General features: G+C 41.0%; 23 protein-coding genes. 14 read left to right on the plus strand and 9 right to left on the minus strand.

Annotated elements, in window-relative coordinates; genetic code table 11:
* Window positions 1-31: 31 nt before the first annotated feature.
* The 6 genes from WS40_RS01420 to rsmG are packed head-to-tail and all read left to right on the plus strand — an operon-like array spanning window position 32 to window position 7,168.
* Window positions 32-1,408, plus strand: a complete 1,377-nt coding sequence (locus WS40_RS01420; RefSeq protein ID WP_046439579.1) for an acyltransferase — start codon at window positions 32-34, stop codon at window positions 1,406-1,408.
* Window positions 1,409-1,424: 16 nt separating this feature from the next.
* On the plus strand, window positions 1,425-2,198 hold the full coding sequence (locus tag WS40_RS01425; protein WP_046439581.1) for a hypothetical protein: 774 nt from the start codon (window positions 1,425-1,427) through the stop codon (window positions 2,196-2,198).
* Window positions 2,191-3,144 carry a TIGR01212 family radical SAM protein gene (locus WS40_RS01430; RefSeq protein ID WP_046439582.1) on the plus strand — a complete coding sequence of 318 codons (954 nt, stop codon included), beginning with the start codon at window positions 2,191-2,193 and terminating at the stop codon, window positions 3,142-3,144. Before WS40_RS01425 ends, WS40_RS01430 begins: the two co-directional genes overlap by 8 nt.
* A gap of 12 nt (window positions 3,145-3,156) precedes the next feature.
* On the plus strand, window positions 3,157-4,527 hold the full coding sequence (gene mnmE / locus WS40_RS01435) for a tRNA uridine-5-carboxymethylaminomethyl(34) synthesis GTPase MnmE (protein WP_046439584.1): 1,371 nt from the start codon (window positions 3,157-3,159) through the stop codon (window positions 4,525-4,527).
* Between the two features lie 36 nt (window positions 4,528-4,563).
* The gene (gene mnmG / locus WS40_RS01440) at window positions 4,564-6,447 is read left to right on the plus strand and encodes a tRNA uridine-5-carboxymethylaminomethyl(34) synthesis enzyme MnmG (protein WP_325208354.1); all 1,884 of its coding nucleotides are present in this window, start codon (window positions 4,564-4,566) and stop codon (window positions 6,445-6,447) included.
* A gap of 1 nt (window position 6,448) precedes the next feature.
* Window positions 6,449-7,168: a 16S rRNA (guanine(527)-N(7))-methyltransferase RsmG gene (gene rsmG / locus WS40_RS01445; RefSeq protein ID WP_022287182.1), complete on the plus strand. Its 720-nt coding sequence runs from the start codon at window positions 6,449-6,451 to the stop codon at window positions 7,166-7,168.
* Window positions 7,169-7,236: 68 nt separating this feature from the next.
* Here rsmG and jag read toward each other — a convergent pair whose 3' ends face one another.
* The 5 genes from jag to rpmH form a co-directional block, all read right to left on the minus strand.
* Window positions 7,237-8,133 carry an RNA-binding cell elongation regulator Jag/EloR gene (gene jag / locus WS40_RS01450; protein WP_046439588.1) on the minus strand — a complete coding sequence of 299 codons (897 nt, stop codon included), beginning with the start codon at window positions 8,131-8,133 and terminating at the stop codon, window positions 7,237-7,239.
* 43 nt (window positions 8,134-8,176) lie between these two features.
* The gene (locus WS40_RS01455; protein ID WP_046439590.1) at window positions 8,177-9,514 is read right to left on the minus strand and encodes a YidC/Oxa1 family membrane protein insertase; all 1,338 of its coding nucleotides are present in this window, start codon (window positions 9,512-9,514) and stop codon (window positions 8,177-8,179) included.
* A gap of 65 nt (window positions 9,515-9,579) precedes the next feature.
* Entirely contained in the window at window positions 9,580-9,828 is a 249-nt protein-coding gene (gene yidD, locus WS40_RS01460) for a membrane protein insertion efficiency factor YidD (protein WP_022287185.1), read from the minus strand.
* Between the two features lies 1 nt (window position 9,829).
* Entirely contained in the window at window positions 9,830-10,204 is a 375-nt protein-coding gene (gene rnpA, locus WS40_RS01465; protein WP_038672794.1) for a ribonuclease P protein component, read from the minus strand.
* A gap of 227 nt (window positions 10,205-10,431) precedes the next feature.
* Window positions 10,432-10,566, minus strand: coding sequence for a 50S ribosomal protein L34 (gene rpmH / locus WS40_RS01470; RefSeq protein ID WP_022287187.1), 135 nt, complete (start codon window positions 10,564-10,566; stop codon window positions 10,432-10,434).
* 538 nt (window positions 10,567-11,104) lie between these two features.
* Between rpmH and dnaA the strand changes: the two genes are divergently transcribed.
* From dnaA to gyrA, 8 genes are all read left to right on the plus strand, one after another.
* Window positions 11,105-12,466, plus strand: a complete 1,362-nt coding sequence (dnaA, locus tag WS40_RS01475; protein ID WP_022287188.1) for a chromosomal replication initiator protein DnaA — start codon at window positions 11,105-11,107, stop codon at window positions 12,464-12,466.
* 445 nt (window positions 12,467-12,911) lie between these two features.
* Window positions 12,912-14,018: a DNA polymerase III subunit beta gene (gene dnaN / locus WS40_RS01480; RefSeq protein WP_022287189.1), complete on the plus strand. Its 1,107-nt coding sequence runs from the start codon at window positions 12,912-12,914 to the stop codon at window positions 14,016-14,018.
* A gap of 4 nt (window positions 14,019-14,022) precedes the next feature.
* Window positions 14,023-14,247, plus strand: a complete 225-nt coding sequence (locus tag WS40_RS01485) for an RNA-binding S4 domain-containing protein (protein WP_022287190.1) — start codon at window positions 14,023-14,025, stop codon at window positions 14,245-14,247.
* Between the two features lies 1 nt (window position 14,248).
* Entirely contained in the window at window positions 14,249-15,379 is a 1,131-nt protein-coding gene (gene recF, locus WS40_RS01490; protein WP_046439593.1) for a DNA replication/repair protein RecF, read from the plus strand.
* Window positions 15,379-15,639, plus strand: coding sequence for an extracellular matrix regulator RemB (gene remB, locus WS40_RS01495; protein WP_022287192.1), 261 nt, complete (start codon window positions 15,379-15,381; stop codon window positions 15,637-15,639). The genes recF and remB overlap by 1 nt, the downstream gene beginning before the upstream one ends.
* Window positions 15,640-15,743: 104 nt before the next feature.
* A complete protein-coding gene (gyrB, locus tag WS40_RS01500) occupies window positions 15,744-17,672 on the plus strand; it encodes a DNA topoisomerase (ATP-hydrolyzing) subunit B (protein WP_081856017.1) in 1,929 nt (642 codons plus the stop codon).
* 15 nt (window positions 17,673-17,687) lie between these two features.
* Window positions 17,688-18,377, plus strand: a complete 690-nt coding sequence (locus WS40_RS01505; protein ID WP_325208355.1) for a hypothetical protein — start codon at window positions 17,688-17,690, stop codon at window positions 18,375-18,377.
* Between the two features lie 55 nt (window positions 18,378-18,432).
* Window positions 18,433-20,970 carry a DNA gyrase subunit A gene (gene gyrA, locus WS40_RS01510; RefSeq protein WP_442973337.1) on the plus strand — a complete coding sequence of 846 codons (2,538 nt, stop codon included), beginning with the start codon at window positions 18,433-18,435 and terminating at the stop codon, window positions 20,968-20,970.
* A gap of 261 nt (window positions 20,971-21,231) precedes the next feature.
* Here gyrA and WS40_RS01515 read toward each other — a convergent pair whose 3' ends face one another.
* The 4 genes from WS40_RS01515 to WS40_RS01530 form a co-directional block, all read right to left on the minus strand.
* Window positions 21,232-21,423 carry a helix-turn-helix domain-containing protein gene (locus WS40_RS01515; RefSeq protein ID WP_041337515.1) on the minus strand — a complete coding sequence of 64 codons (192 nt, stop codon included), beginning with the start codon at window positions 21,421-21,423 and terminating at the stop codon, window positions 21,232-21,234.
* 67 nt (window positions 21,424-21,490) lie between these two features.
* Entirely contained in the window at window positions 21,491-22,228 is a 738-nt protein-coding gene (locus WS40_RS01520; protein ID WP_041337516.1) for a DNA adenine methylase, read from the minus strand.
* 61 nt (window positions 22,229-22,289) lie between these two features.
* Window positions 22,290-22,517 carry a hypothetical protein gene (locus WS40_RS01525; protein WP_041337517.1) on the minus strand — a complete coding sequence of 76 codons (228 nt, stop codon included), beginning with the start codon at window positions 22,515-22,517 and terminating at the stop codon, window positions 22,290-22,292.
* An 11-nt stretch (window positions 22,518-22,528) separates the two neighbouring features.
* Window positions 22,529-23,029 (minus strand): GH25 family lysozyme (locus WS40_RS01530; protein ID WP_046439597.1); only part of this gene is annotated, 501 nt, incomplete at its 5' end.

The raw sequence follows: 23,029 nt of genomic DNA on the forward strand, positions 1-23,029 counted from the left end.
AACATATAGAAATATTAAGGAGCAATTTATTTTGGTTTATTCCGATCTTATATTTATACTGGGAATGTTCCCGATAATGACCATTATTTCGCTTTTCGACAGAAGTGCAGAATATAAAAACCTCATTCTGATAGTTTGTTCCCTGCTGTTTTTCAGTTGGGGCAGACCTTTTGTGTTCTGTCTTATTTTCCTGTCAGTTATCCTCGATTGGATATTTGGTCTTATTATTTCAAAAAACCGTGAGAACAAAGCCCTTTGCAGGATATTTTTAGTGCTGGATATTATAATGAACGTATCTCTTATGCTAATATTCGGTCAGAATATCCTTTATAATAAGGTAAAGAAGCTCAGTTTTGACGCCGCCATACTTCCACTTGGTATGGGTTATTATATGCTCAGAGGAATTTCTTATGTCTATGACGTTTTCAAGGGCAACTGCAAAGCAGAAAAAAACGTTTTCTGCCTTTTGACTTATATGGTGTCACTGCATTTCATGCTTGTGGGACCTCTTGTGAGATACGGTGATATTGAGCCACAGATAAGGCATCGTGAGATCACAGGAGCAAAGCTCAACCAGGGACTTAATAAGATAGTTTTTGGTTTTGGCAAGGTGGTGCTTCTTGCAGGCGTTTTTGAACAGATAAAGCTTGCAGGACTTAACGGCAAAGAGATAACTACCCTTGGCTGTTGGCTTGGTATGCTGTCATTCTTGGCTCAGTATTATTTTCTTTTCACAGGACTTTCGGATATGGCAAAGGGTCTTGGTCTTACAAACGGCTTTGTTTATCCTGACAACTACACAAACATTGAGGCTGACGGACTTTTCACTGGTATGATAAAAAGCTTCAATACAACTGTTGTTGACTTTTTCAGCGAGGTTTTCTGCTGCAAAAAAAACATGAACAAGGTCTTTACTTTTGTGTGCTATATACTTTGCGGTCTGGCTCTTTCTATATGGTATCAGGCAAAGGTGAATTTCATTATCGTCGGACTTTGTACGGCAGTGCTTTGTATCCTTGAAAAGCTGTTTCTTGAAAAACCGCTTTCAAAGCTGCCTGACCTTGTGAAGTATATCTATCTTGTGCTGACAGCTCTCGTTATTTTTGGCGGACTTTATTTTGACAGCTTCTATGGCTACAAAAAATGGCTCTTTGCACTTGCAGGAGTAAATGTGAAATACACCTTGAGCGTGTCTGTAAAAAGTGCAGTGCTGAAAAATATCACCCTTATAGTAATATCGTTCTTTATTGTCTGCCCACCTGCAAAAAGGGCTTTCTACAAGATTTTTAAAAAGCTTTCACAGAAGTCTCAGGCGGCTTATGGCAGAGTTATGATAACAAAGACCATTATGACAGTGCTTGTTTTTGCAGTGAGCGTTATAACACTTGCGGCGGAATATGCGGCATAAAAAGAGGAAAATACTAATGGATAAGAAAACTACACGATTCAATATCGTTCACGGTGACAATGAATATGAGATACCGGAGGAATGTGAGGCTGCGGAGGAAGCGGCTGAAGAGCTTGCCAAAACGAATTTGGAGGAGCATTACAGCTTTATAAATCTTCTTTCCATAGCGGTCATAATGCTATTTGCCTGCATATTCTTTATTTCAGTTTCAGGAAGCGACATTGTGGAGGACAACAGTCTGTCTTTAACATTCAAGACTTTCTTTTCAGGGGATTACACTCAGGCATTGGAGGACTCTTATAATAATAGTATACCTTTTCCTGACGTCATGAAAGCTATTGAGGAGCGTATCTCTCTTATTTATGGTATCGGCAATAAGGTCACTGACCCTATAAAGGAAACGCCTGACAATACTGATTCTAACCACAACAGCTTCGATCATCCGACTAATAATGACAGTGATGATCCTGACGAAAATGTTATCACCACCACTGCAAAACCGCAGGACGGTGAAGTAACTACCACAAAGAAAAAAGAGGACAAGAAAAAAACAACAACTACCACTGCTATTGACAGACCAGAGGAAACTAAAAGCACCACAACGACTTCAACGGCTTCCACTACCACAAATAATGACAAGCCTTACTATACTGTCACCGAAACTGAGCCTATAGTACAGCCTGGTCCTACTACTACCACGACCACAACAAAGGCACCGGAGACCACAACTCAGCCGACAGAAACTGCAGAACCTACCACTGAGCAAACTGAGGGACCGTCAGATGAATAGCAGATTTGATAACCCTTTTCCCTATTCTGATGACAATAAAAGATATCAAACCTACAATTATTATCTAAGGCACAAGTTCGGCACTAAGGTTTTCAAGATACCGCTTAATATTGATCTTGGCTGTCCGAACAGAGACGGCACAAAAGGTGTGGGGGGCTGTGTGTTCTGCTCGGCAAAAATGAGCGGAGATTTTGCAGGCGACCCTCATGAGGATATCCTTACTCAGTACAGAGAGATAAGGGAGAAAATGAGCAAGAAGTGGAGCAAGGGGCTGTGCATACCGTATTTTCAGGCAGGCTCAAACACCTATGCTGACGTTGAAACGCTGAGAAAAATGTTTTATACAGCCCTGTCATTTGAAAATACGGCAGGGCTTTCTATCGCAACAAGGGCAGATTGCATCAACGAAGAAAAAGCCGACCTGCTCGGTGAGCTTGCGGAAAAGACTTTTCTTACAGTGGAGCTTGGCTTACAGACTATCCATGATGAAACGGCTTTGAAAATGAACCGCTGTCATACTTTTGCGGATTTTCTCAAAGGCTATGAAATGCTGAGAAAACGAGATGTGAATGTGTGCGTGCATATCATCGACGGGCTTCCCGGTGAGAATAGGGATATGATGCTTGAAACGGCTAAAACTCTCGGTCAGCTTGATATACAAAGCATTAAGATACATCTTCTGCACGTTTTAAAAGGCACTGTGCTTGCGCAGATGTATGAGCGTGGAGAATTTCGGGCTTTGGATATGGACGAGTATGTTAATATCGTCTGCGACCAGTTGGAGCTTCTGCCTGCTGAGATAGTAATACAGCGTGTGACAGGGGACGGTGCAAAGGACGACCTTGTTGCACCTTTGTGGAGTTTGAAAAAATTCTGCGTTATGAACGAAATAGACAAGGAAATGGGAAGAAGAAATTCATGGCAGGGAAAGGCTCTGTCGGAGTAAAAAGAGGTAAAAATGAAAGATATATGTGCAGTTTCGACACCACTCGCTGAGGGCGGTATATCAGTCATAAGAATAAGCGGAGAAAACGCCATAAGCATAGGTGCAAAGGTTTTTAAACCTTTGTCATGCAAAAGTGTTGAAAACATGGCAGGCTATTCGTGTGCATACGGAAAAATAGTTGACAAAAACGGCAGAGAAGTTGATGACGGTGTTCTGACGGTTTTCCGTGCGCCTAGGTCATACACCGGTGAAAACGTCTGCGAGATATCATGCCATGGCGGAATATATGTTACAAAAAAAGTTCTCAGACTTTGCATTGAACAGGGTGCAGAGCTTGCTCAGAGGGGCGAGTTCACAAAGAGGGCTTTTCTTAACGGAAAGCTTTCACTTACTCAGGCTGAGGGCGTAATGGAAACTATCTCCGCTCAGGGAGAATATGCACTTAATTCTGCAAATCTTACAAAAGAGGGCAGGCTTTTCAGGCTGATTTCTGATATGTCAAGAAAGTTTGTCACAATACTAGGTGAGCTTGCGGCATGGGTGGATTATCCAGAGGAGGACTTGCCTGAGATATCTGAGGATAATCTCAGAGAGAGCCTTAAAAACGCTTTGGCAGGGCTTGATAAAATAATAGCAGATCATGACAGCGGTATGATACTGAAAAACGGTGTTGACACTGTTATCGCAGGCAAGCCGAATGTTGGAAAATCGACCCTCATGAATATGCTGTTGGGATATGACCGCTCCATAGTCACAAATGTGGCAGGCACTACACGAGATGTTATCGAAGAAAGTGCAAAGCTTGGCGAGCTTATTTTGAAGCTTTCCGACACTGCAGGTATACATGAAACTGATGATGAAGTTGAAAAAATAGGCGTTGATATCGCAAAGAAAAAGCTTAAAAACGCTATGCTTGTAATAGAAGTTTTCGACATTTCAAGAGAGCTTGACGAGGAAGACTTGGAGCTTCTTGAATATGTGAAAAAGCTTGGAAAGAAAGTTATCATAGTTCTCAACAAGTCTGACCTTGAAAATGTTGTTGAAAGGTCTCAGCTTGAAAAATATTCAGACTATGTGATAGAGATTTCTGCGAAGCTTGACGAGGGCAGAGAAGAACTTCAAAAAGCCGCAGAGAAGCTTTTAGGCATTGGCGGATATGACGCTGACAGCACGATTTTTGCAAATGAGCGTCAAATAGCCTGTGCAGAACGTGCAAGAAAATATCTTGCCATGGCTCTTGAAAGCCTTGATATGGGAGAGACTTTGGACGCTGTTACTGTGATGATAGACAATGGCGCAAATGCACTTTTGGAGCTGACAGGAGAAAAAGCTACAGAAGCGGTGGTAGACGAGGTATTTTCAAAATTCTGCGTAGGAAAGTAATTTATATGGTCTTATTTTCAGACAGGTGGTTTTATTATGCAAAAGGAATATTTTGATATTATTGTGGTAGGTGCAGGTCACGCAGGCTGTGAAGCGGCTTTGGCGGCGGCACGCCTTGGACTAAAGACGGCACTTTTTACCATAACACTTGACGGTGTTGCCAATATGCCATGCAATCCCTCTATAGGAGGAACTGCAAAGGGACATCTTGTTCGTGAGATAGACGCTTTGGGCGGAGAAATGGGCAAGGCGGCGGATAAAACTTTTCTGCAAAGCAGGATACTCAACCGTGGAAAAGGTCCTGCCGTTCATAGTCTGAGGGCGCAGATAGACCGTGTTGAATATCATAAGCTTATGAAAAAGACTATCGAAGATACTGACGGGCTTTATCTGAAGCAGGCTGAGATAACTGATATTTTATTTGAGGAGGACGGCAAAACTGTCCGTGGTGTGCGTACAAAGCTTGGCACTGAGTATGACTGCAAGGCTGTTGTGATCTCAACGGGAACTTACCTTGGCGGCACTGTCCATGTAGGTGCAGTATCATATTCAAGCGGCCCTGACGCAACTTTGCCTGCACTTGGTCTGACAGAGTGTCTTAAAAAGGCAGGCATGACCATAAGACGTTTCAAAACAGGCACTCCTGCCCGTGTACACAAGCGTTCCATAGATTTTGACAAGCTTGAAGTTCAGTGCGGTGACGATGATATAACGCCATTTTCTTTTGATAATCATGAAAAACTTGAAAATAAAGTCAAATGCTATGTTGCTTATACAAATGAAGAAACACACAAGGTAATAAGAGATAACATACATCTTTCACCTATATATTCGGGTAGGATACACGCTATTGGTCCAAGATACTGTCCGTCTATTGAGGACAAGATAATGAGATTTTCGGATAAGCCAAGGCATCAGCTTTTTATTGAGCCAATGGGTCTTGACACTGACGAATATTATCTGCAAGGTATGTCGTCATCACTGCCTGAGTTCGTTCAGCTTCAATTTTTGCACACTATAAAAGGACTTGAACACGTTGAGATAATGAGAAACGCCTATGCCATAGAATATGATTGCTGCGACCCTACAGAGCTTTCTGCTACGCTGGAGTTCAAGGCTTTTGACGGTCTTTACGGCGCAGGTCAGTTCAACGGCACTTCGGGATATGAAGAAGCCGCCGCACAAGGTCTTATCGCAGGCATAAATGCCGCACTGAAAATTCTCGGCAGAAAACAGCTTATTCTTGACAGAGCATCCTCATACATAGGCACTCTTATTGACGACCTTGTGACAAAGGGTTGTTCAGACCCTTACAGAATGCTCACATCAAGAAGCGAATACAGACTTTTGCTAAGACAAGATAACGCTGACATAAGGCTCACGCCTATAGGTCATGAGATAGGGCTTATCTCAGACGAAAGATATCAGCATTTGCTTGACAAAAATGAACAGATAGCCGCTGAGATAAAGCGTTTTTCAAAAATAAATATTGCGCCAAATCCTGAGATAAATGCCTATCTTGAATCTGTAGGCACTGACCCTCTCAACAACGGCATAAAGCTTGCTCAGCTTATCCGCAGACCACAGGTGTCATATGACGGTCTTGCTCCTTTCGATAAGGAAAGACCTGAGCTTTCAGCAGAAGTAAAAGAGCAGGTAGAATTGCAGATAAAATATGACGGCTATATAAAGATACAGCTTGAACAGGTGGAGGCCATGCGAAAGCTGGAGAAAAAGGCTTTGCCTGCGGATATTGACTATAATGATATAAAAAGTCTTAGACTTGAAGCAGTTGAAAAGCTCAATAAGATAAAGCCTGTATCAGTTGGTCAGGCAAGCCGAATCAGCGGAGTAAACCCTGCGGACGTGGGTGTGCTTTTGGTATGGCTCTCATCAAAGAATGACCATAGGGAGGAATAGTATGTCAAAGCTTATTTCTAAGGACGATTTTATAAAGCTTTTTGATAATTATGATATAACAATATCTGACAGTGATTATTCACGCTTTGAAGCTTATGCAGATCTGCTTTGTGAATGGAACGAGAAAATAAATCTTACTGCTATCACTGACCCTGAGGGAATTTCAATAAAGCATTTTTTTGACAGCGTTTATCCTTTCACACTTTTCGAGGTAAAAGAAAATGCAACGGTAATAGATGTCGGCACAGGAGCAGGATTTCCGTCCTGTCCACTGAAAATCGTCCGTGACGATATAAAGCTTACACTTTTGGATAGCCTTAATAAGAGGATAAATTTTCTTGCACAGCTTTCAGACAGTCTTGACCTTGGTGCGACCTGCATACACGGCAGAGCAGAGGAGCTTGGCAGAAGCATAGAGTGCCGTGAACAATTTGACATTGCCACAGCAAGAGCAGTGGCAAACCTCAGCGACCTATGCGAGTATTGCCTGCCTTTTGTAAAAGTCGGCGGATATTTCGTTGCATTGAAAGGCTCAGGAGGAAATGACGAGCTGAAAGAGGCTAAAAATGCTATTAAGATACTGGGAGGAAAGGTCGAAGAGGTCTTTGACTATGAACTTCCAACAGGCGACGGCAGAACGCTTATCCTTATAAGAAAAGTATCTGAAACGCCTGAAAAATATCCACGCAACAAGGGTCAAATGAAAAAGAAAAAATTATAATACGAATATATGCACAAAAAAACACGCTGAATTTTTGTTCAGCGTGTTTTCTTATTGTCATTTTTAATTTAGAACTCTATCTTTGAGTAAAGACCTGAATCCTTCATTGTGTCCTCTGGCTTTGGCTTCTTGTAGTCCTTTTCAAAGCTTGTTGTGATGTCAAAACCCTTTGAGCGGCGATTGTTATTGTTTCTTCTTCTGCCGCCGTTCTTCTTGTAGCCGCCTCTGTTGTCATACTTTCTAGGTGTTGTAGAGCTGATTATTACCTTTCTCCATGGCTCTTCACCCTTTGACTGAGATGTTACACCCTCGATCTCTGATACAGCAGCGTGAATGATTCTTCTCTCATATGGATTCATTGGCTCGAGAGCTGATGAACGACCGCTTCTCTTTACGTTGTTTGCAATCTTTCTTGCAAGCTCTTCAAGCTGGGTCTTTCTTCTTGCCCTGAAACCATTGCAATCTGTGGATATTCTGAAATATTCTCTGTCTATCCTGTTGCATACAAGTGATGCAAGATACTGAAGTGAATCGAGGATATCGCCCTTCTTGCCGATAAGCTTCTCGAACTCTTCGCTCTTTATCTCAAAAAGTGCGCCGTTTTCAAGCTTTGTTACCTCGATCTCTGTGTCTTCTATGCCCATTGCCTTTATAACATTGAGTATATATTCCTTTGCACAGTCAGCCTTTTTCTGCAAAGTGTCGCTCCACTCTGCCTCTGCCTTGACTTCTTCCTGAACTTCTGGCTTTTCTTCAACAGCCTCTGTTTTTTCAGTTACAGTTTCTACCTTTGTTTCAGGCTCATATTCAGCTTCTACCTTTGCCTCACCCTTGATCTTTCCGAAAAAGCCCTTTTTAGGCTCTTCAAGAACTGTGAAAGTGATCTTTTCTACTTCTGTTCCAAATTCAACTGCCGCCTTGTTCTTTGCTTCGTCTACAGTTGCGGCTGTAAAGATCTGTTTCATTTTTTTCTGCTCCTCTCGCTAAAAAAGTTTAGTCAACAACAGGTCAATCCTGTGAATCGTCATATTCGTCGCCATATTTCTCAGCCATTCTCTTTCTGGCTTCGTTAAGACGTCTTCTCTGCTCGTCTTTAAGCTCCGTCTTTGTTTTCTTCTTAGGCTCATCGTAATCCTCATCGTCAGAAAGTGACTTTCTGATCTCAGCAGGATCCTTACCAGCCTGTATCATCTGAGCCTCAGCCATTTTCTCCATAAGAGTAGGCTTGCCCTTCTTTTTCTGCTTTGCTATATCCTTCTGAACAAGCTCTGCAACGTGTTCAGGTGTGTAGATTTTATTGAGTACGATAGTCTGTCCAAGTGCAAACAGTGAAGAATAGCACCAGTAAAGACCAAGACCTGCCGGATAGCTGAAACCGATCCACAGTGAGAAGATAGGCATACCATAAAGCATTATCTTCATTCCCATTCCGCCCATATTAGCGGCGTCAGGATTGTTCTTCTTTGCAAAATGCTGTGAAACGAATGTCACTATAAGCTGCAAAAGTGCTGATACAATAGGGATAATGCATGAAAGATCCTTCATTGTTGGTATCTTTCCAAGGAAAAGTCCGAAAATGCTGTAGTTGAAATCTTCAGCCGCAGCCTTTACGCTTGTTGGAAGCACATCTGCATACTGTCCGCCCTCTTTTTCAGTGAAAACGAAAGTCATAAGCTCAGGTCTTGACTGAATGAGGTTTGTGGAGAAGTAATTCTCGTTAAGAATAAAAGTATCTATATCATTATGAGCCTTAATAGCATCCATAACGTTCGATATCTTGTTGTCATTAGAAAGTGCCTTTGCAGACTTTGGATACTTGTCCTTGTCTGTAAAAAGCTTTTCAAGCTTATCATAAGCTTCGTCCTCAGTAGCACCGTCTTTCTCAAACTTTTCAATAAGCTTTTCTATAGTAGTATCCTTGCTTTTTACCTCAGCACTGACAACATAAAGATTCGATATCATGTTGTTTGAGTCTGTAAGTTCCTCTTTATCTGCGTTTGAAACGTAGGTAAGAGGTCCGTAAATAACAGGGATAAGAGCAAACAGAATGACCATTGTGATGACCATTGGCAAACAGCTTGCCATAGGGTTTACGCCCGCCTTGGCGTAAAGGTTCATCTGCTCTTCCTGCATCTTCTGCTGATTTTTAGCGTATTTCTTCTTTATCTTTTCAAGCTCAGGCTGAAGCATGGTCATTCTTGCCGTGCTCTTCTGCTGCTTGACGTTAAGCGGAAATACTATAAGTCTTGTAAGGATAGTGAAAAGCAGCAGTGCTATTCCGTAGTTCTTGCATACAAAATAGCAGCCCTTCATTATCCAGCCCAAAGGGGTCGCAATAATACCCATTTAATATCCTCCAGATCAATTATTTGTCATATTGATAACCTATATATCTGATTAAGCTCTCAGGCTTATTTTTTTCTGATTTTAAAATACTCAGTGGTAAGCTTGTCAGGAACATAGTCAACCCCTCCCAGACTCCACGGGTTGCACCTAAGCAATCTCCATACAGTGAGCAGCGTGCCTTTAAAAAAGCCGTGTTTTCTGTAAGCCTCCAGCGCATATGCCGAACAGCTTGGATAATACTTGCACCTTGGTCCGAAAAGAGGACTTATAAATCGCTGATAAAACCTTATCAGCAGCTGAGCCAGTTTACTCATTTTACTTTCTCTTTGCCCTGCCTGACCTGTTATTCTTTGGAACAGGCTTATTCATCTCTTTTATGAGTCTTTTTTTTATAAATCTTTCAATATCCTGAGTTTTCTTTTCCCCTATATCGTTTCTTCCCACAAAAACTATATCATAGCCCAGCGGAAATTCCGCCTCGTTAAGTCTGTAGGCGGCTCTTACTATTCTCTTAATTCTGTTTCTTGTTACCGCGCAGCCCTGCTTTTTGCCCGCCGTTATTCCAAGCCTGTTATACGGGCTACCGTTGGGATAAAAATATGCTGCTACAAAACTGTCTGCACAAAATCTTCCCTTTTTATAGCATCTTAAAAATGCCTTGTTATCCTTTAAAACCGTTGTGAACAGCATCTTCATTTCCCCATTGTGTACTGTTTTTACTCTTTTCGCCTTTTCACGGCAATTTTGCCAAAAAAAGATAAAGACCCAATACCATGCAAATCAATGAATGGTATATAGGTCATCTGAGGCAGCGTCCAACGACGCTTAAATACAACTGCCTAGGGACATCGATTCAGGCGTAACTAACCGCCTGAATAATGCCTGTCAGACTTATCATCAGAAACTGCCTGTATCTCTTAGTAGCTGAGTCTAGCTCTGCCCTTTGCTCTTCTTCTTGCGAGTACCTTTCTGCCGTTAGCAGTAGACATTCTCTTCATGAAGCCGTGAACTTTCTTTCTCTGAAGCTTTTTAGGCTGATATGTTCTTTTCATCGAATTCTCCTCCTTCCGCTTTCAACACTCCGTCATTTTATACAAAAAAACGTCCTCGGAGATGTTTAAACTTATAGGGTCACAGCAAATTACAATATCGCTATGAAAAAAGCCCTTGTAATTTAATATTATAGCTCATTCACACACCATTTGTCAAGCCTGTTCATAATATTTTTATATTTTTTTTGATATTATTTTTCTTTGCTTTGAGGGGCTTACTGTCCGAAAAACCTGCCGCTTACGTCATCCTTTTTAATGAGCATACAATATATTGTGTGCCAAATATAAATTATATCTGTATTAAGTGTTTTTTCTTATCTTTGAAAAACATACTTTTTATCCTTATTTCTTTCCTTATATATAATATATAGGACTTGAAATTTTAAGTCAAGTGTGCTATAATAGTATAGAATTGATTAATTATGCCTGTTTATATTTTTTTTAAAACTCTGACCTGCCGTCTGTTTGACAGGGGTCACGGCGGACAGCGGAAACACCGCACAGGCAGAGCTATTTTCTAGGAGGTTATGGAGAAACAATGGATTCCTTTAATGACGTATTTCAGGAGGTCCTGAAATATTGCCGAAACTGCAAAAGTATCAGCGAGCCGGGATATAACAAATGGATAAAGATACTTGAACCGATGAAGCTTGAAAACAATGTGGCTTATTTGCTCACTGATTCTGATTTTTCAAGAGATATCACTATGAACGCCTATGAGAATCTTTTAAAAGAAGCTTTTCTCAACACTTTGGGCTTTGAGGTAGATATAAAAATACTTGTTAAAGACAAAGAAGAAGTTAATGAAACTGAGGAAAAGGATATAGAAGTCAAGGTGGCTGACTTTTCTGATGAAGAAAACAACAATCTTACCTTTGATAACTTTATCAAAGGTAAATCGAATGATCTTGCCTATGCTTTCAGCACGGCTGTCGCACATAAGTATGACGAAGATCAGAAAACACCGTCTAACACAAATACTATATTCAACCCTCTCATCATATACGGTGATTCGGGACTTGGAAAAACTCACCTTATGAAAGCTATCGAGCATGAGGTAAAGAAAAATCACCCTGAGCTGAAAATTATTTACACCACAGGTGAATCCTTTATAAACCAGCTCGTTAAAGCTATCGAGTCAAAGGAAACTAATAAATTTCATGATAAATACAGAAATGCCGACTATCTTATGGTAGACGATATACAGACCATTGCAGGCAAGGAGCGTATGCAGGAGGAATTTTTCCATACCTTCAACGATCTTTACAATGCAGGCAAGCAGATAGTTCTCACATCGGATATTGCACCGTCAAAGATATCGAAGCTTCAAAACAGGATACTTACCAGATTTTCACTGGGCGTTCAGGTAGACGTTACACCGCCTGATTTTGAAACAAGAATGGCTATCGTAAAGAAAAAGGCTGATATGCTGGACTTACAGCTTTCTGACAATGTCGTAAGGATAATAGCAGAGAAGATAAAGACGAACATACGTCAGCTTGAGGGAACTGTAAACAAAATAAAGGCTCTTACCATTTATACGAATGAAAGCCCGTCCATATCTATGGCTCAGAGGATAATCAAGGAAATAATCATTGAAAATCACCCTGCTGAGATAACGGTTGACAGGATACTTCAGGAGGTAGCGGCGGCATTTGACGTTACTGCTGACGACATAAAATCAACAAACAGACGTGCAAACGTATCCCTTGCAAGAAAAATAGCGATCTATCTCTTCAAGGACGTAAAGGGCATGACCTTTATACAGATAGGAAATGAGCTTAACAAAAACCATTCAACTATGACCATACACTATCAGGACGTTGTTAAAAATCTTAAAGAGAACAAACAGCTAAAAGATACCGTTGACGACATAATCAAAAACCTCAAGGACAATTAAACGGACTATTTCAACATTTTCAACATAGTTTTCAACAATTTTGTTGAATATCCGGACTTGGATATATAAAGCTTTGCGGAATGTTTTTCAAAACTTTGCACAATGAAGTTTAAACAATGGTGTTATAAAATAAAACACCGATTTTCAGGTTTCAACATTTTTTGCGATAATAATAAACATTCAACAAACATTTTTTCAACTTTTCAAACACAAAAAAAGTTTTTGAAAACACAGTTGAAGTGATGTTAAAATAAACTTGAAAAGCAAAACAAGTCTGCAAAAGGCTTTGAATGACTTTTCAACCATTTCAACACACTCTACTACTAATACTAATTTAATATTGATTTATTTATATATTATCAGAGCAAAAAATATAAATTTGAGAAATTCATATGTTGAAAAAATAAAAGTCAGATAAATGTAATTTTTTAGAAAGGAAATTGCTATGAAAATTCTGTGTAATAATGCTTCACTTTGCGGAGCAGTAACAAATGTTTCAAAAGCAGTGTCAGAACGTGCTGCACTTAAATCTCTTGAGGGAATAAAATTCAAGCTTGAAAACTCAATGCTGGAGCTTACCGGCTACGACCTTGAGATAGGTATAAAAACTGTTATACCAGTAAAGAGCGACGATTCGGGAGAATTTATACTTAATGCAAGACTTTTTGCTGAAATGATAAGGAAAATGCCTTCTGAAGAGATCCTGATAGAGGTTTCTGAAAATTTTCAGGTAACGATCTCAGGAGGAGTTACCACATTCAATATCCCTGCAACATCAGCAGAGGAATATCCTGCACTACCTAAGAAAGAGGAAGAAAACAAGATAACTATTTCTCAGCCTGTTCTTAAGGATATGATAAATCAGACAAAGTTTGCCGTGGCTGTTACAGACCTTAAGCCTGTACTTAAGGGCGAGCTTTTTGAGATTGAAAACGGTACTCTTACTCTTGTTGCCCTTGACGGATATAGACTTGCTGTGAGATATGAGCCTATAAAGTATGACGGAAGTCTTAAATTCGTCGTGCCTGCAAAAACTCTTTCTGAGATAGCTGCACTTCTGGGAGATAATGACGAAGAAACAGCCTCCGTTTATCTCTCAAAAAATCATGTTGTGTTTGAATTAAACGGCTATCTTGTTTATTCAAGACTTATCGAGGGCGAGTTCCACCCTTATAAGTCAGCTATACCAACTACTTGCACAACTGAGGTCATTGTTGACAGGAAAGAGCTTATTGCCGCTCTTGAAAGAAGTTTGATACTTATAAGTGACAGAACACCGTCACCTGCAAGATGCTATTTTGAAAATAATTCTATAAAAATAAACTGCTCAACAAGCGTTGGAAAGATAACAGACGAGATAAAGGCTGATATAGCAGGTCCTGTTATCGAGATAGGCTTCAAGTGCAAATATCTTCTTGACCCTCTGAAGGTCATAAAGGAAGATAAGGTCAAATTGCAGATGAGCGGAAGTCTGCTGCCTATGAAGATAGTTCCGTGTGAGGGCGACGCTTATACTTACCTCGTTCTCCCTGTAAGACTAGCAAAGGAATAAGAATATGAAATATCAACAGATAGATGTAAATATAAAATCAGAGTTTATAAAGCTCGATTCTCTGCTTAAATATGCAGGCGTTGTGGAAACAGGCGGTATTGGCAAGGAGATAATCCTCGAGGAGAGAATTAAAGTAAACGGTGAGGTCTGCACAATGAGGGGAAAGAAGATCCGCCCCGGGGATAAGGTGCAGATAGACGAGATAGCTACAGAGATAGTGGTAAAATAAAATGGTGATAACCAAAATTTCCGCAGACGGATTTAAAAATCTCAAAAAAGTCGAGATATATCCTCATGAGAAAATGAATATTTTCTGCGGAAAGAATGCTCAGGGCAAAACAAATCTTATAGAAGCTATATGGCTTTGCAGCGGAGTGAGGTCTTTTCGCAACACAAAAGACAGAGAAATGATAGATATAAACGGACAGTTCATGAATATCGACATTTCATTTAAAAACAGCTTTCGCAGTCAGGATATACATTTTGCAATGGCTAGACCTAATGTGAGAGAAAAAAACGTCACCTTGAATGGCGTAAAGCTGAAAACTCCCTCAAAGCTTTTCGGAAGCCTTGATTGTGTTATCTTTACTCCTGAGGATCTGGAGCTTTCAAAAGGCTCTCCCGAAAACAGACGGCAGTTTCTTGACCTTTCAGTGTCACAGATAAAAAATTCCTACAGCTCTGTTATCTCAAAATATGATGATCTTATAGAGCAGAGAAATATATTGTTAAAAAATATCTGTTACGGCAGATCAAAAAGAGAAGAGCTTGAAGTGTGGGATATCCAGCTTGCTCAGCTTGGGGCTTATATTTCGCTTTTAAGATACAATTATACCAAAAAGCTCGATATGTTCGCAAAAAAGCTTTATGAGGATATATCAGAGGGCAGAGAAAGGTTGGAGCTTGAATATTATTCCACTGTGTATTCAAATCTGGAGGGCAGAAAAGATTATGCAGGAGAAATGGCTGAAGAGTATCTAAGTTGTCTGCAAAATAATCTTGAGGACGATATAAGAGCAGGATTTACACAGAAAGGCGTTCACAGAGACGATCTTGCGGGAAAAATAAACGGACTGGCAGTTAGACAGTTCGCTTCTCAGGGACAGCACCGCTCTCTTGCTCTTATTTTGAAACTTTCGCAGGCTTATATACTTGCCGAGGAGATAGACGACAGCCCGTGTATACTTCTCGATGATGTTTTGAGCGAGCTTGACCTCTCAAGGCAGAAGTTCGTTATCTCGAAAATACACGATATGCAGGTCTTTATAACCTGCTGTGACAGGAATATCCCCTTTGACGAGAAAAGCCATGGAAAGATATTCAATATAGAAAACGGAATGATAGTTCAGGAGAATAAGTGATGTTTCTGCATTTAGGAAATAACTATTTAGTCAATACTAAAGATATCATAGGGATCTTCGATATAGAGAACACCTCTGTTTCTGCCAACACAAAGGAATTTCTTAATTTTGCGGCAAAAAACAGACGTGTTGTGAACTGCACATATGAAATGCCTAAAAGCTTTGTGGTGTGCCTTGATAAAGACTTTACGGAAACTGTGTATATAAGTCAGATGAGCTGTGCCACACTTTTGAAAAGAAGCAAAAGAATGCCTGAATGATGAATCAAAGAAATAAGATGATAAGATAAAAAACCAAGTGATGAGGGGGTTATTTTTTGGAAAATAACAACGAGATCGAGATCCAGAACACCGAGGAAATATCCATGGTGGATAAGCAAAATGATTATAATGAAAATCAGATACAGGTGCTGGAGGGTCTTGAAGCGGTAAGAAAAAGACCTGGTATGTATATCGGATCAACAGGTCCAAAGGGACTTCACCACCTTGTCTACGAGATAGTTGATAACGCTATCGATGAGGCATTGGCAGGATATTGCACTGAGATAGAAGTAGAGATACTTCCCGGGGACATTATCAGGGTTACCGATAACGGACGTGGTATCCCTACAGGTATACACCCAAAGGAGAAAATATCTGCTGCAACGGTAGTTTATACCATTCTCCACGCAGGCGGAAAGTTCGGCGGCGGCGGATATAAGGTAGCAGGCGGACTCCACGGCGTTGGTGCGTCTGTAGTAAACGCCCTCTCGGAATATCTTGAGCTTACAGTTTATGACGGAAAACATATTCATTTTCAGAGGTTTGACAGAGGTAATTATTCAGAGCCGCTGAAAATAATCGGCGATACTGATAAAACAGGAACTTCCGTTCTCTTTAAGCCTGACCCTGAGATCTTTCAGGAAACAACAGTGTTTGACTATGAAACACTGCTTAAAAGACTTAGAGAACAGGCATTTCTTAATGCTGGTATAAAGATAATCTTTACAGATAAGAGAAATGAATCAGAGCCTGTGGGCGAAACTCTCCATTATGAGGGCGGTATAAGACAGTTTGTGGAGCATATCCACAAAACAAGAGGCGTTACTCCGCTTTCTGAGGAAGTTATCTATGTCAACGGCATGGAGGGTGATACTTTTGCCGAGATAGCTTTGCAGTATAACGATACTTATAATGACCTTATACTTTCATTTGCTAATAATATCCATACTCCTGACGGCGGTACTCATGAAACAGGCTTCAAAAATGCTCTTACAAAGGTAATAAATAACTACGGTAAGAAGTTCGGCTATCTTAAAGACGACGATAAGCTTCTTGGCGATGATGTAAGAGAAGGTCTGACGGCTATAGTATCCGTTAAGCTCACAAACTGTGAGTTTGAGGGACAGACAAAGGGCAGACTTGGAAATCCTGAGGTAAGACCTTTCGTTGACAAGATAGTTACCGAAAAGCTTATGAACTACTTCGAGGAAAACCCTACTGTAGCAAAGGCTATTTTTGATAAGTCCGTTCAGGCACAAAAGGCAAGAGAAGCCGCAAAGAAAGCAAGAGAGCTTACAAGAAGAAAATCTGCTCTCGAATCCTCTTCATTGCCTGGCAAGCTTGCCGACTGTTCCGAGAGAGATGCCTCACTCACCGAAATTTATATCGTCGAGGGAGATTCTGCGGGTGGCTCTGCAAAGGAAGGCAGAGATAGAAAATATCAGGCTATACTTCCTTTGTGGGGAAAAATGCTCAACGTTGAAAAAGCTAGGATAGATAAGGTATACGGCAATGAAAAGCTTATGCCTGTTGTTACCGCACTGGGAACATCAATAGGCGAGGACTTTGACCTTTCAAAGCTCCGTTACGGCAAAGTTATCATCATGGCCGATGCCGATGTGGACGGTTCTCATATCAGAACGCTTCTGCTTACATTCTTCTTTAGATTTATGCGTCCTCTTATCGAGGATGGTCATATCTATCTTGCTCAGCCACCGCTTTTCAAGGTCGCAAGGGGCAAGCAGGTAAGATATGCTTTCTCAGACGCAGAGAGAGATCAGTATATTTCTGAGCTTTCAGGAGAGAACAACCTGAAGGTAAACGTTCAGAGATATAAAGGTCTTGGTGAGATGGACCCTGAACAGCTTTGGGAAACAACCATGGATCCTGAAAGAAGAACTATGATAAAGGTGACAATGGAGGACGCTGTTAAGGCGGACGAGATATTCACTATTCTTATGGGCGATAAGGTCGCACCGAGAAAAGAATTTATAGAGAAAAATGCAGAGTATGTAAAGGATCTTGACGTTTAAAGAAAGGATACTGCTTTGGATAACAACGAAAATAAAAATCAGGAAACAGAGCTTGAAGAGGTAAAGACAGAGGAAGCTGTTGAAACGGCTGAGAAAGCTGTGGATAATGCTGATGAGGTGGAAGAAGCACAGATAGAAAAAGAGCCTGTTTTGAGCTTTGAGTATGATGTGAAAAACGAGGAAGAGGAAAGAGCTTTTTTAGCCTTTCAGAAGAAATTCGTTTATGCGCATAACTGGAAGATAACAGCGGCTTTCGGCATTGTGGCAGCACTTTTTATAGTGTCCATAGTGAGAAACCCTTCGGGATATCTTAACTGGGTGCTGGCGTTCATATGCCTTGCAATAATCGTTCTCACATGGTATAACACCAGAAGAATAAGAAAATATCTTATGCAGGCACTTAAACCTCTTGAGGACGACAAGTATGTTTTCACCCTCTATGATGACAGCTTCAAAATAGAAACGCTGCCGACAGAGGAGGAAAAGCAGGAGGAAGACTTTACTCCTGTTCCACCGAGGATAGTTGGTTTTGAGGATATCTCACTGAACGTTTTGGAAAATGACGAGATGTTTATTATAATACTCAAAAAAGAAACTATTTATGTGCTTGCAAAAAGAGTTATGAACGAGCAGCAGCAGGAAACCCTGAGAAAAACTTTTTCAGAGCTGCTTGATAGCGATTATGAAATGATAGATAATAAATAAGAACAGGATATGTTCTTTTCAAAGTAAACCGAAAGGTTAAAAAGGAGTGGATAAAGTGAGCGATTATAACGTTATTGACACTGATGTTGAAGCGATAATGAAAGAATCTTTCATTCAATATTCAATGGCGGTAATTGTATCCAGAGCCTTACCTGATGTAAGGGACGGACTTAAACCTGTTCACAGAAGAATTTTATATACCATGTATGAAAATGGTCTTACACCTGATCAAGCTTACAGAAAATGTGCAGATACGGTCGGATCTGTGCTTGGTAAATATCACCCACACGGTGACGCATCAGTTTATGACGCACTTGTAAGACTTGCTCAGAAGTTCTCAATGAGATATCCTCTTGTTGACGGTCACGGAAACTTTGGTTCTGTTGACGGCGACCCTCCGGCTGCCTACCGTTATACTGAGGCTAAAATGGCTAAGATGTCAGTAAATATGCTGACAGATATAAACAAAACAACTGTTGATTTTCAGTCTAACTATGATGACAGACTGAAAGAGCCTGTTGTTCTGCCGTCAAGATTTCCAAATCTTCTCTGTAATGGCTCAGTAGGTATCGCTGTGGGCATGGCAACGAATATCCCTCCTCATAACCTCCATGAAGTTATCGAGGGCATGAAAACTGTCATGAAAAACCCTGATTGCACACTTGATGAGCTTATGCAGAGCATAAAGGGTCCTGACTTCCCTACAGGCGGTATCATCATGGGCAGGTCCGGTATCAGAGCGGCTTACGGCACAGGTCGAGGAAAGATAACACTGCGTTCAAAGACCTCTATCGAGGAGATAAAGGGCAGAAACTGCATTATCGTCACTGAGATACCTTACATGGTAAACAAGGCAAGACTTGTTGAGTCTATCGCTGACCTTGTTAAGGAAAAGCGTATCGACGGAATACATTATATAAACGATGAATCCGGCAAGGACGGAATGAGGATCGTTATCGAGCTGAAAAAGGACGCTAATCCGCAGGTAGTGCTCAACAAGCTGTTCAGCTATACACAGCTTCAGGATACTGTGGGCGTTATAATGCTCGCTCTTGTGAACGGTATTCCTAAGGTGCTGACCCTCAAGGAAATGCTTGAGCAGTATATAGACTTTCAGGTCGATGTTATCACAAGAAGAACTAAGTTCGACCTTAACAAGGCTAAGGAAAGAGAGCATATCTTAAAGGGTCTTGTTATCGCACTTGACAATATCGACGAAGTTATCGAGATAATGAAAACTTCTAAGAATATCCCTGAGGCTAAGCAAAGACTTAATCAGCGTTTTGGTCTGACAGATATTCAGGCTGACCATATCGCAAACATGACTCTCGGCCGTCTGACCGGTATGGAAAGACAGAAGATAATAGACGAGTTGGCTGAGATCGAAGTCAAGATAGCTGACCTTGAAGATATTCTTGCAAATCATCAGAGAATACTTGATATAATCATTGAAGAGGTCGAGGCTATTCAGGATAAGTTCGGTGACGAGAGAAGAACTCAGATAGAAAATGTCAGCGGTGAAGTTGATATCGAAGACCTTATCCCTGTTGAGGAAAGCGTTGTTACTTATACAAATGCAGGATATATAAAGAGAATGCCTGTTTCAGAGTATAAGGCTCAGAAGCGTGGCGGACGTGGCGTAACGGGTATGAAACAGCGTGAGGACGATTATATCGACGAGCTTCAGACCTGTTCTTCACATGACAATATACTCTTTATCTCCAATAAGGGCATAATGTATAAGCTCAAATGCTATGAGCTTCCGGAAGGATCAAAGGCTTCAAGAGGCACAAATATAGTAAATCTTCTTGAACTGGGCGAGGGCGAGAAGATAGCCGCAATGATAAAAACTGCCGATTTTGACGAGGGCAAGTATATCGTCATGGTAACAAAGAACGGCAAGATAAAGAGAACTCCGCTGACTTCCTACAGAAATGTAAGAAAGAACGGTCTTATTGCAATCGGTCTTGATGAGGGCGATGAGATAGCAGGAGTAAGAATGACCTTTGGCGACAATGAGGTTATCGTTGCAACGCATAATGGTTATGCTATCAGGATAAGAGAAACTGACATAAGAGAGATGTCAAGAGTTGCACATGGCGTAAAGGCTATTAAACTCAGGGGCAGCGACTATGTTGTATCAATGGCAAGAGTAAGAGATGGTGCAAGCGTTCTCACTGTTGCTGAAAATGGTCTTGGCAGACGTGTTCCGCTGGAGTCTTATAAGGTACAGAACAGAGGCGGCTACGGTCTTATGAACTATAAGAGCGGCGGAGTATGCGGAATAAAGGTCGTTGATGATGAAGATGATATCATCATGATATCCACAGACGGCATTGTTATCAGAATAAGAGCCTGCGATATCAGTATGATGAGCAGATACTCCCGTGGCGTAAGACTTATGAGAGTCGGCGAGGACGGCAGAGTGGTTTCATTCACAAGAACTGAGCATGACGATGATGTTGAAACGGCAGAGGTAGAAAAGGCTACTGCCGAGGAGATAGCAGAGGCTCAGGGTGAGGAAAATGCTGAGGTCATTGAAGATAATACCGAAAGCGTTGAGAATGAGGATTCTGAGAACACGGAAGAATAATATAAAAATCAAGTAAAGACAAAATAAACGTGCGAACACTGTTCGCACCTATATTGACTAAAAAATTAACGGACGGCTAAAAACCGTCCGTTTTTGTATTTAAGGCAACAAAAAAAGGTGAGTGGCACATGACCGTTTGATGTTTGACAAGCAAAATCCAAAAAACTGACAAGCAAAACGCAAAAAAGTGATGAAATGTTTCAACAAAACGAAACACTCATCACTTTTTTTGAATTATCGAGAATTTTTGAAACGTATTTTTTACAGCTCTAAAATGTCATTTAAATCGCATTTTAAAAATCTGCAAATCAGCTCAAGATGTGAAAATTTGAAACCGACAGCGATGTTATTGCAAAGCTGTGAGATTGTGGACGGTCTGATGCCTGTCGCCTGCGCAAGTTCAGCCTGAGTAATGCCCCTGGAATTAAGCAAAGCCCTTAATTTTACTCTCATGATTACCTCCGGTATGTTTTTTACAACATAAATAACGAAATCCGTTATTTATTCTCTAAAAAAAATACTAGAAATTTGTGATTATTACCTCTTTGAAATCACCTGATGAAAGACTGTTATTGCGGGTGACCGCCTGAATATTGTAGTCTTTATACAGGTCTCTCACATACTTGTCATCGTTGTACGACAGTACAAATCTGCCCTTGATCTGGTGAAGAACTCTGCAGAGCCGCTCATGGTCATCCTCGGTAAATTTAACAGTGTAATGCCGCTCTGTCTTGTGGTATGGAGGGTCGCAGTAGAATAAAGCTTTCTCACGGTCGTATACCTTGATAAGATCCTCAAAATCTTTGTTTTCGATCACTACTCCATCCAGTCTTGCCTCGATATCTGCGAAATTATCTGTGTTAAGCCGCTTTTTGTTGCAGCCGAACGTTCTCAGACTTGCTCCGAAGCCTGTCTTGACAAGCACATAGAACATAGCAGCCCGCTGAATGTCTGTAAATCCGGTTACAGATATGCGCTCACGGCAGTCAAGGAACATTTCCCGGCTGTTTAAATAGTATTTTATCTCCTTTTTAAGCTCATCAGAATGATATTTTAAGCATCTGAAAAAGTTGACCAAATCACTGTTGGCGTCATTATAGATCTCTAGATCAGCGTGTTTGCCTTTTGCAAAAAGTATAGACCCGCCTCCGCCGAATACATCGATAAATCTGTTGTAGCTTTCAGTAGGCGGGAAAGACTTGATGATCTTACTTTTAAGCTGGCTCTTTCCACCAATCCATGGTATTGGACTTTTCATAAATATGACCTCCTTTTAATATAGTATACAGCTCCGAGCGGATTGCCCGGAGCTGTTACTTTTAAATCTTTTTAAGCCAATCAGCAACAACATAATAATGCTTGCGACCAAGCTTGATTTTTCTCCAGTAGTGACCGTGATGAAATTCATAAAAATCATCAGCGACTTTTACCGGAGTATTATCTTCGAGAACGCCAACGATCGTTCCGGCGGTGAAGTTGCAATCGCTCCTGTAATTAAGCCTAGTGACTGTCACCATTTGGCTGTATGATGTTTCTTTTGTATCCATAAGCTACTCCTTTACTTTATCGTTGCAGACAGCTTTTTAATAAATTTAGTCCCCGCAATACCGTTCTGAGTATAGCCCCACTTTTTCAACAGAGCATTGACCGCCTTTAGGGTACCGTCTCCGAACGTGCCGTTGTTGTCAAGTTTGTACCCTGCCAGCATAAGGAGCTGTTTCAGTGCAAGAACTCCATCGGATTTATCACCTTTCTTAAAGCCCGAACTGTCAAGTACCTTAGACGTGCTTGTGTTAGTAGCCTTAAACCCATTAAGCCCCTTAGCCTTTATCACAGATGGGTAATCCACATAGCAGTAATCCATGTCTACCGGCACGGAAACACCGCTGACCTTGCCCGTTGAACTGTACTGCCACATACCGTATGTGCCGCCGTAGTTGCACTTGCTGTTGTATTCTGCAATCCACAGTGCATAGCGTCTTGCGACATCATTTGTTATGTAAGTCTGGAGCGGACTGCGGCTGATATACAGACCTGCGAAGTAGCCTGCTTCCTCCAG

This window comes from Ruminococcus sp. N15.MGS-57, assembly GCF_000980385.1.
Classification (GTDB): domain Bacteria; phylum Bacillota; class Clostridia; order Oscillospirales; family Ruminococcaceae; genus Hominimerdicola; species Hominimerdicola aceti.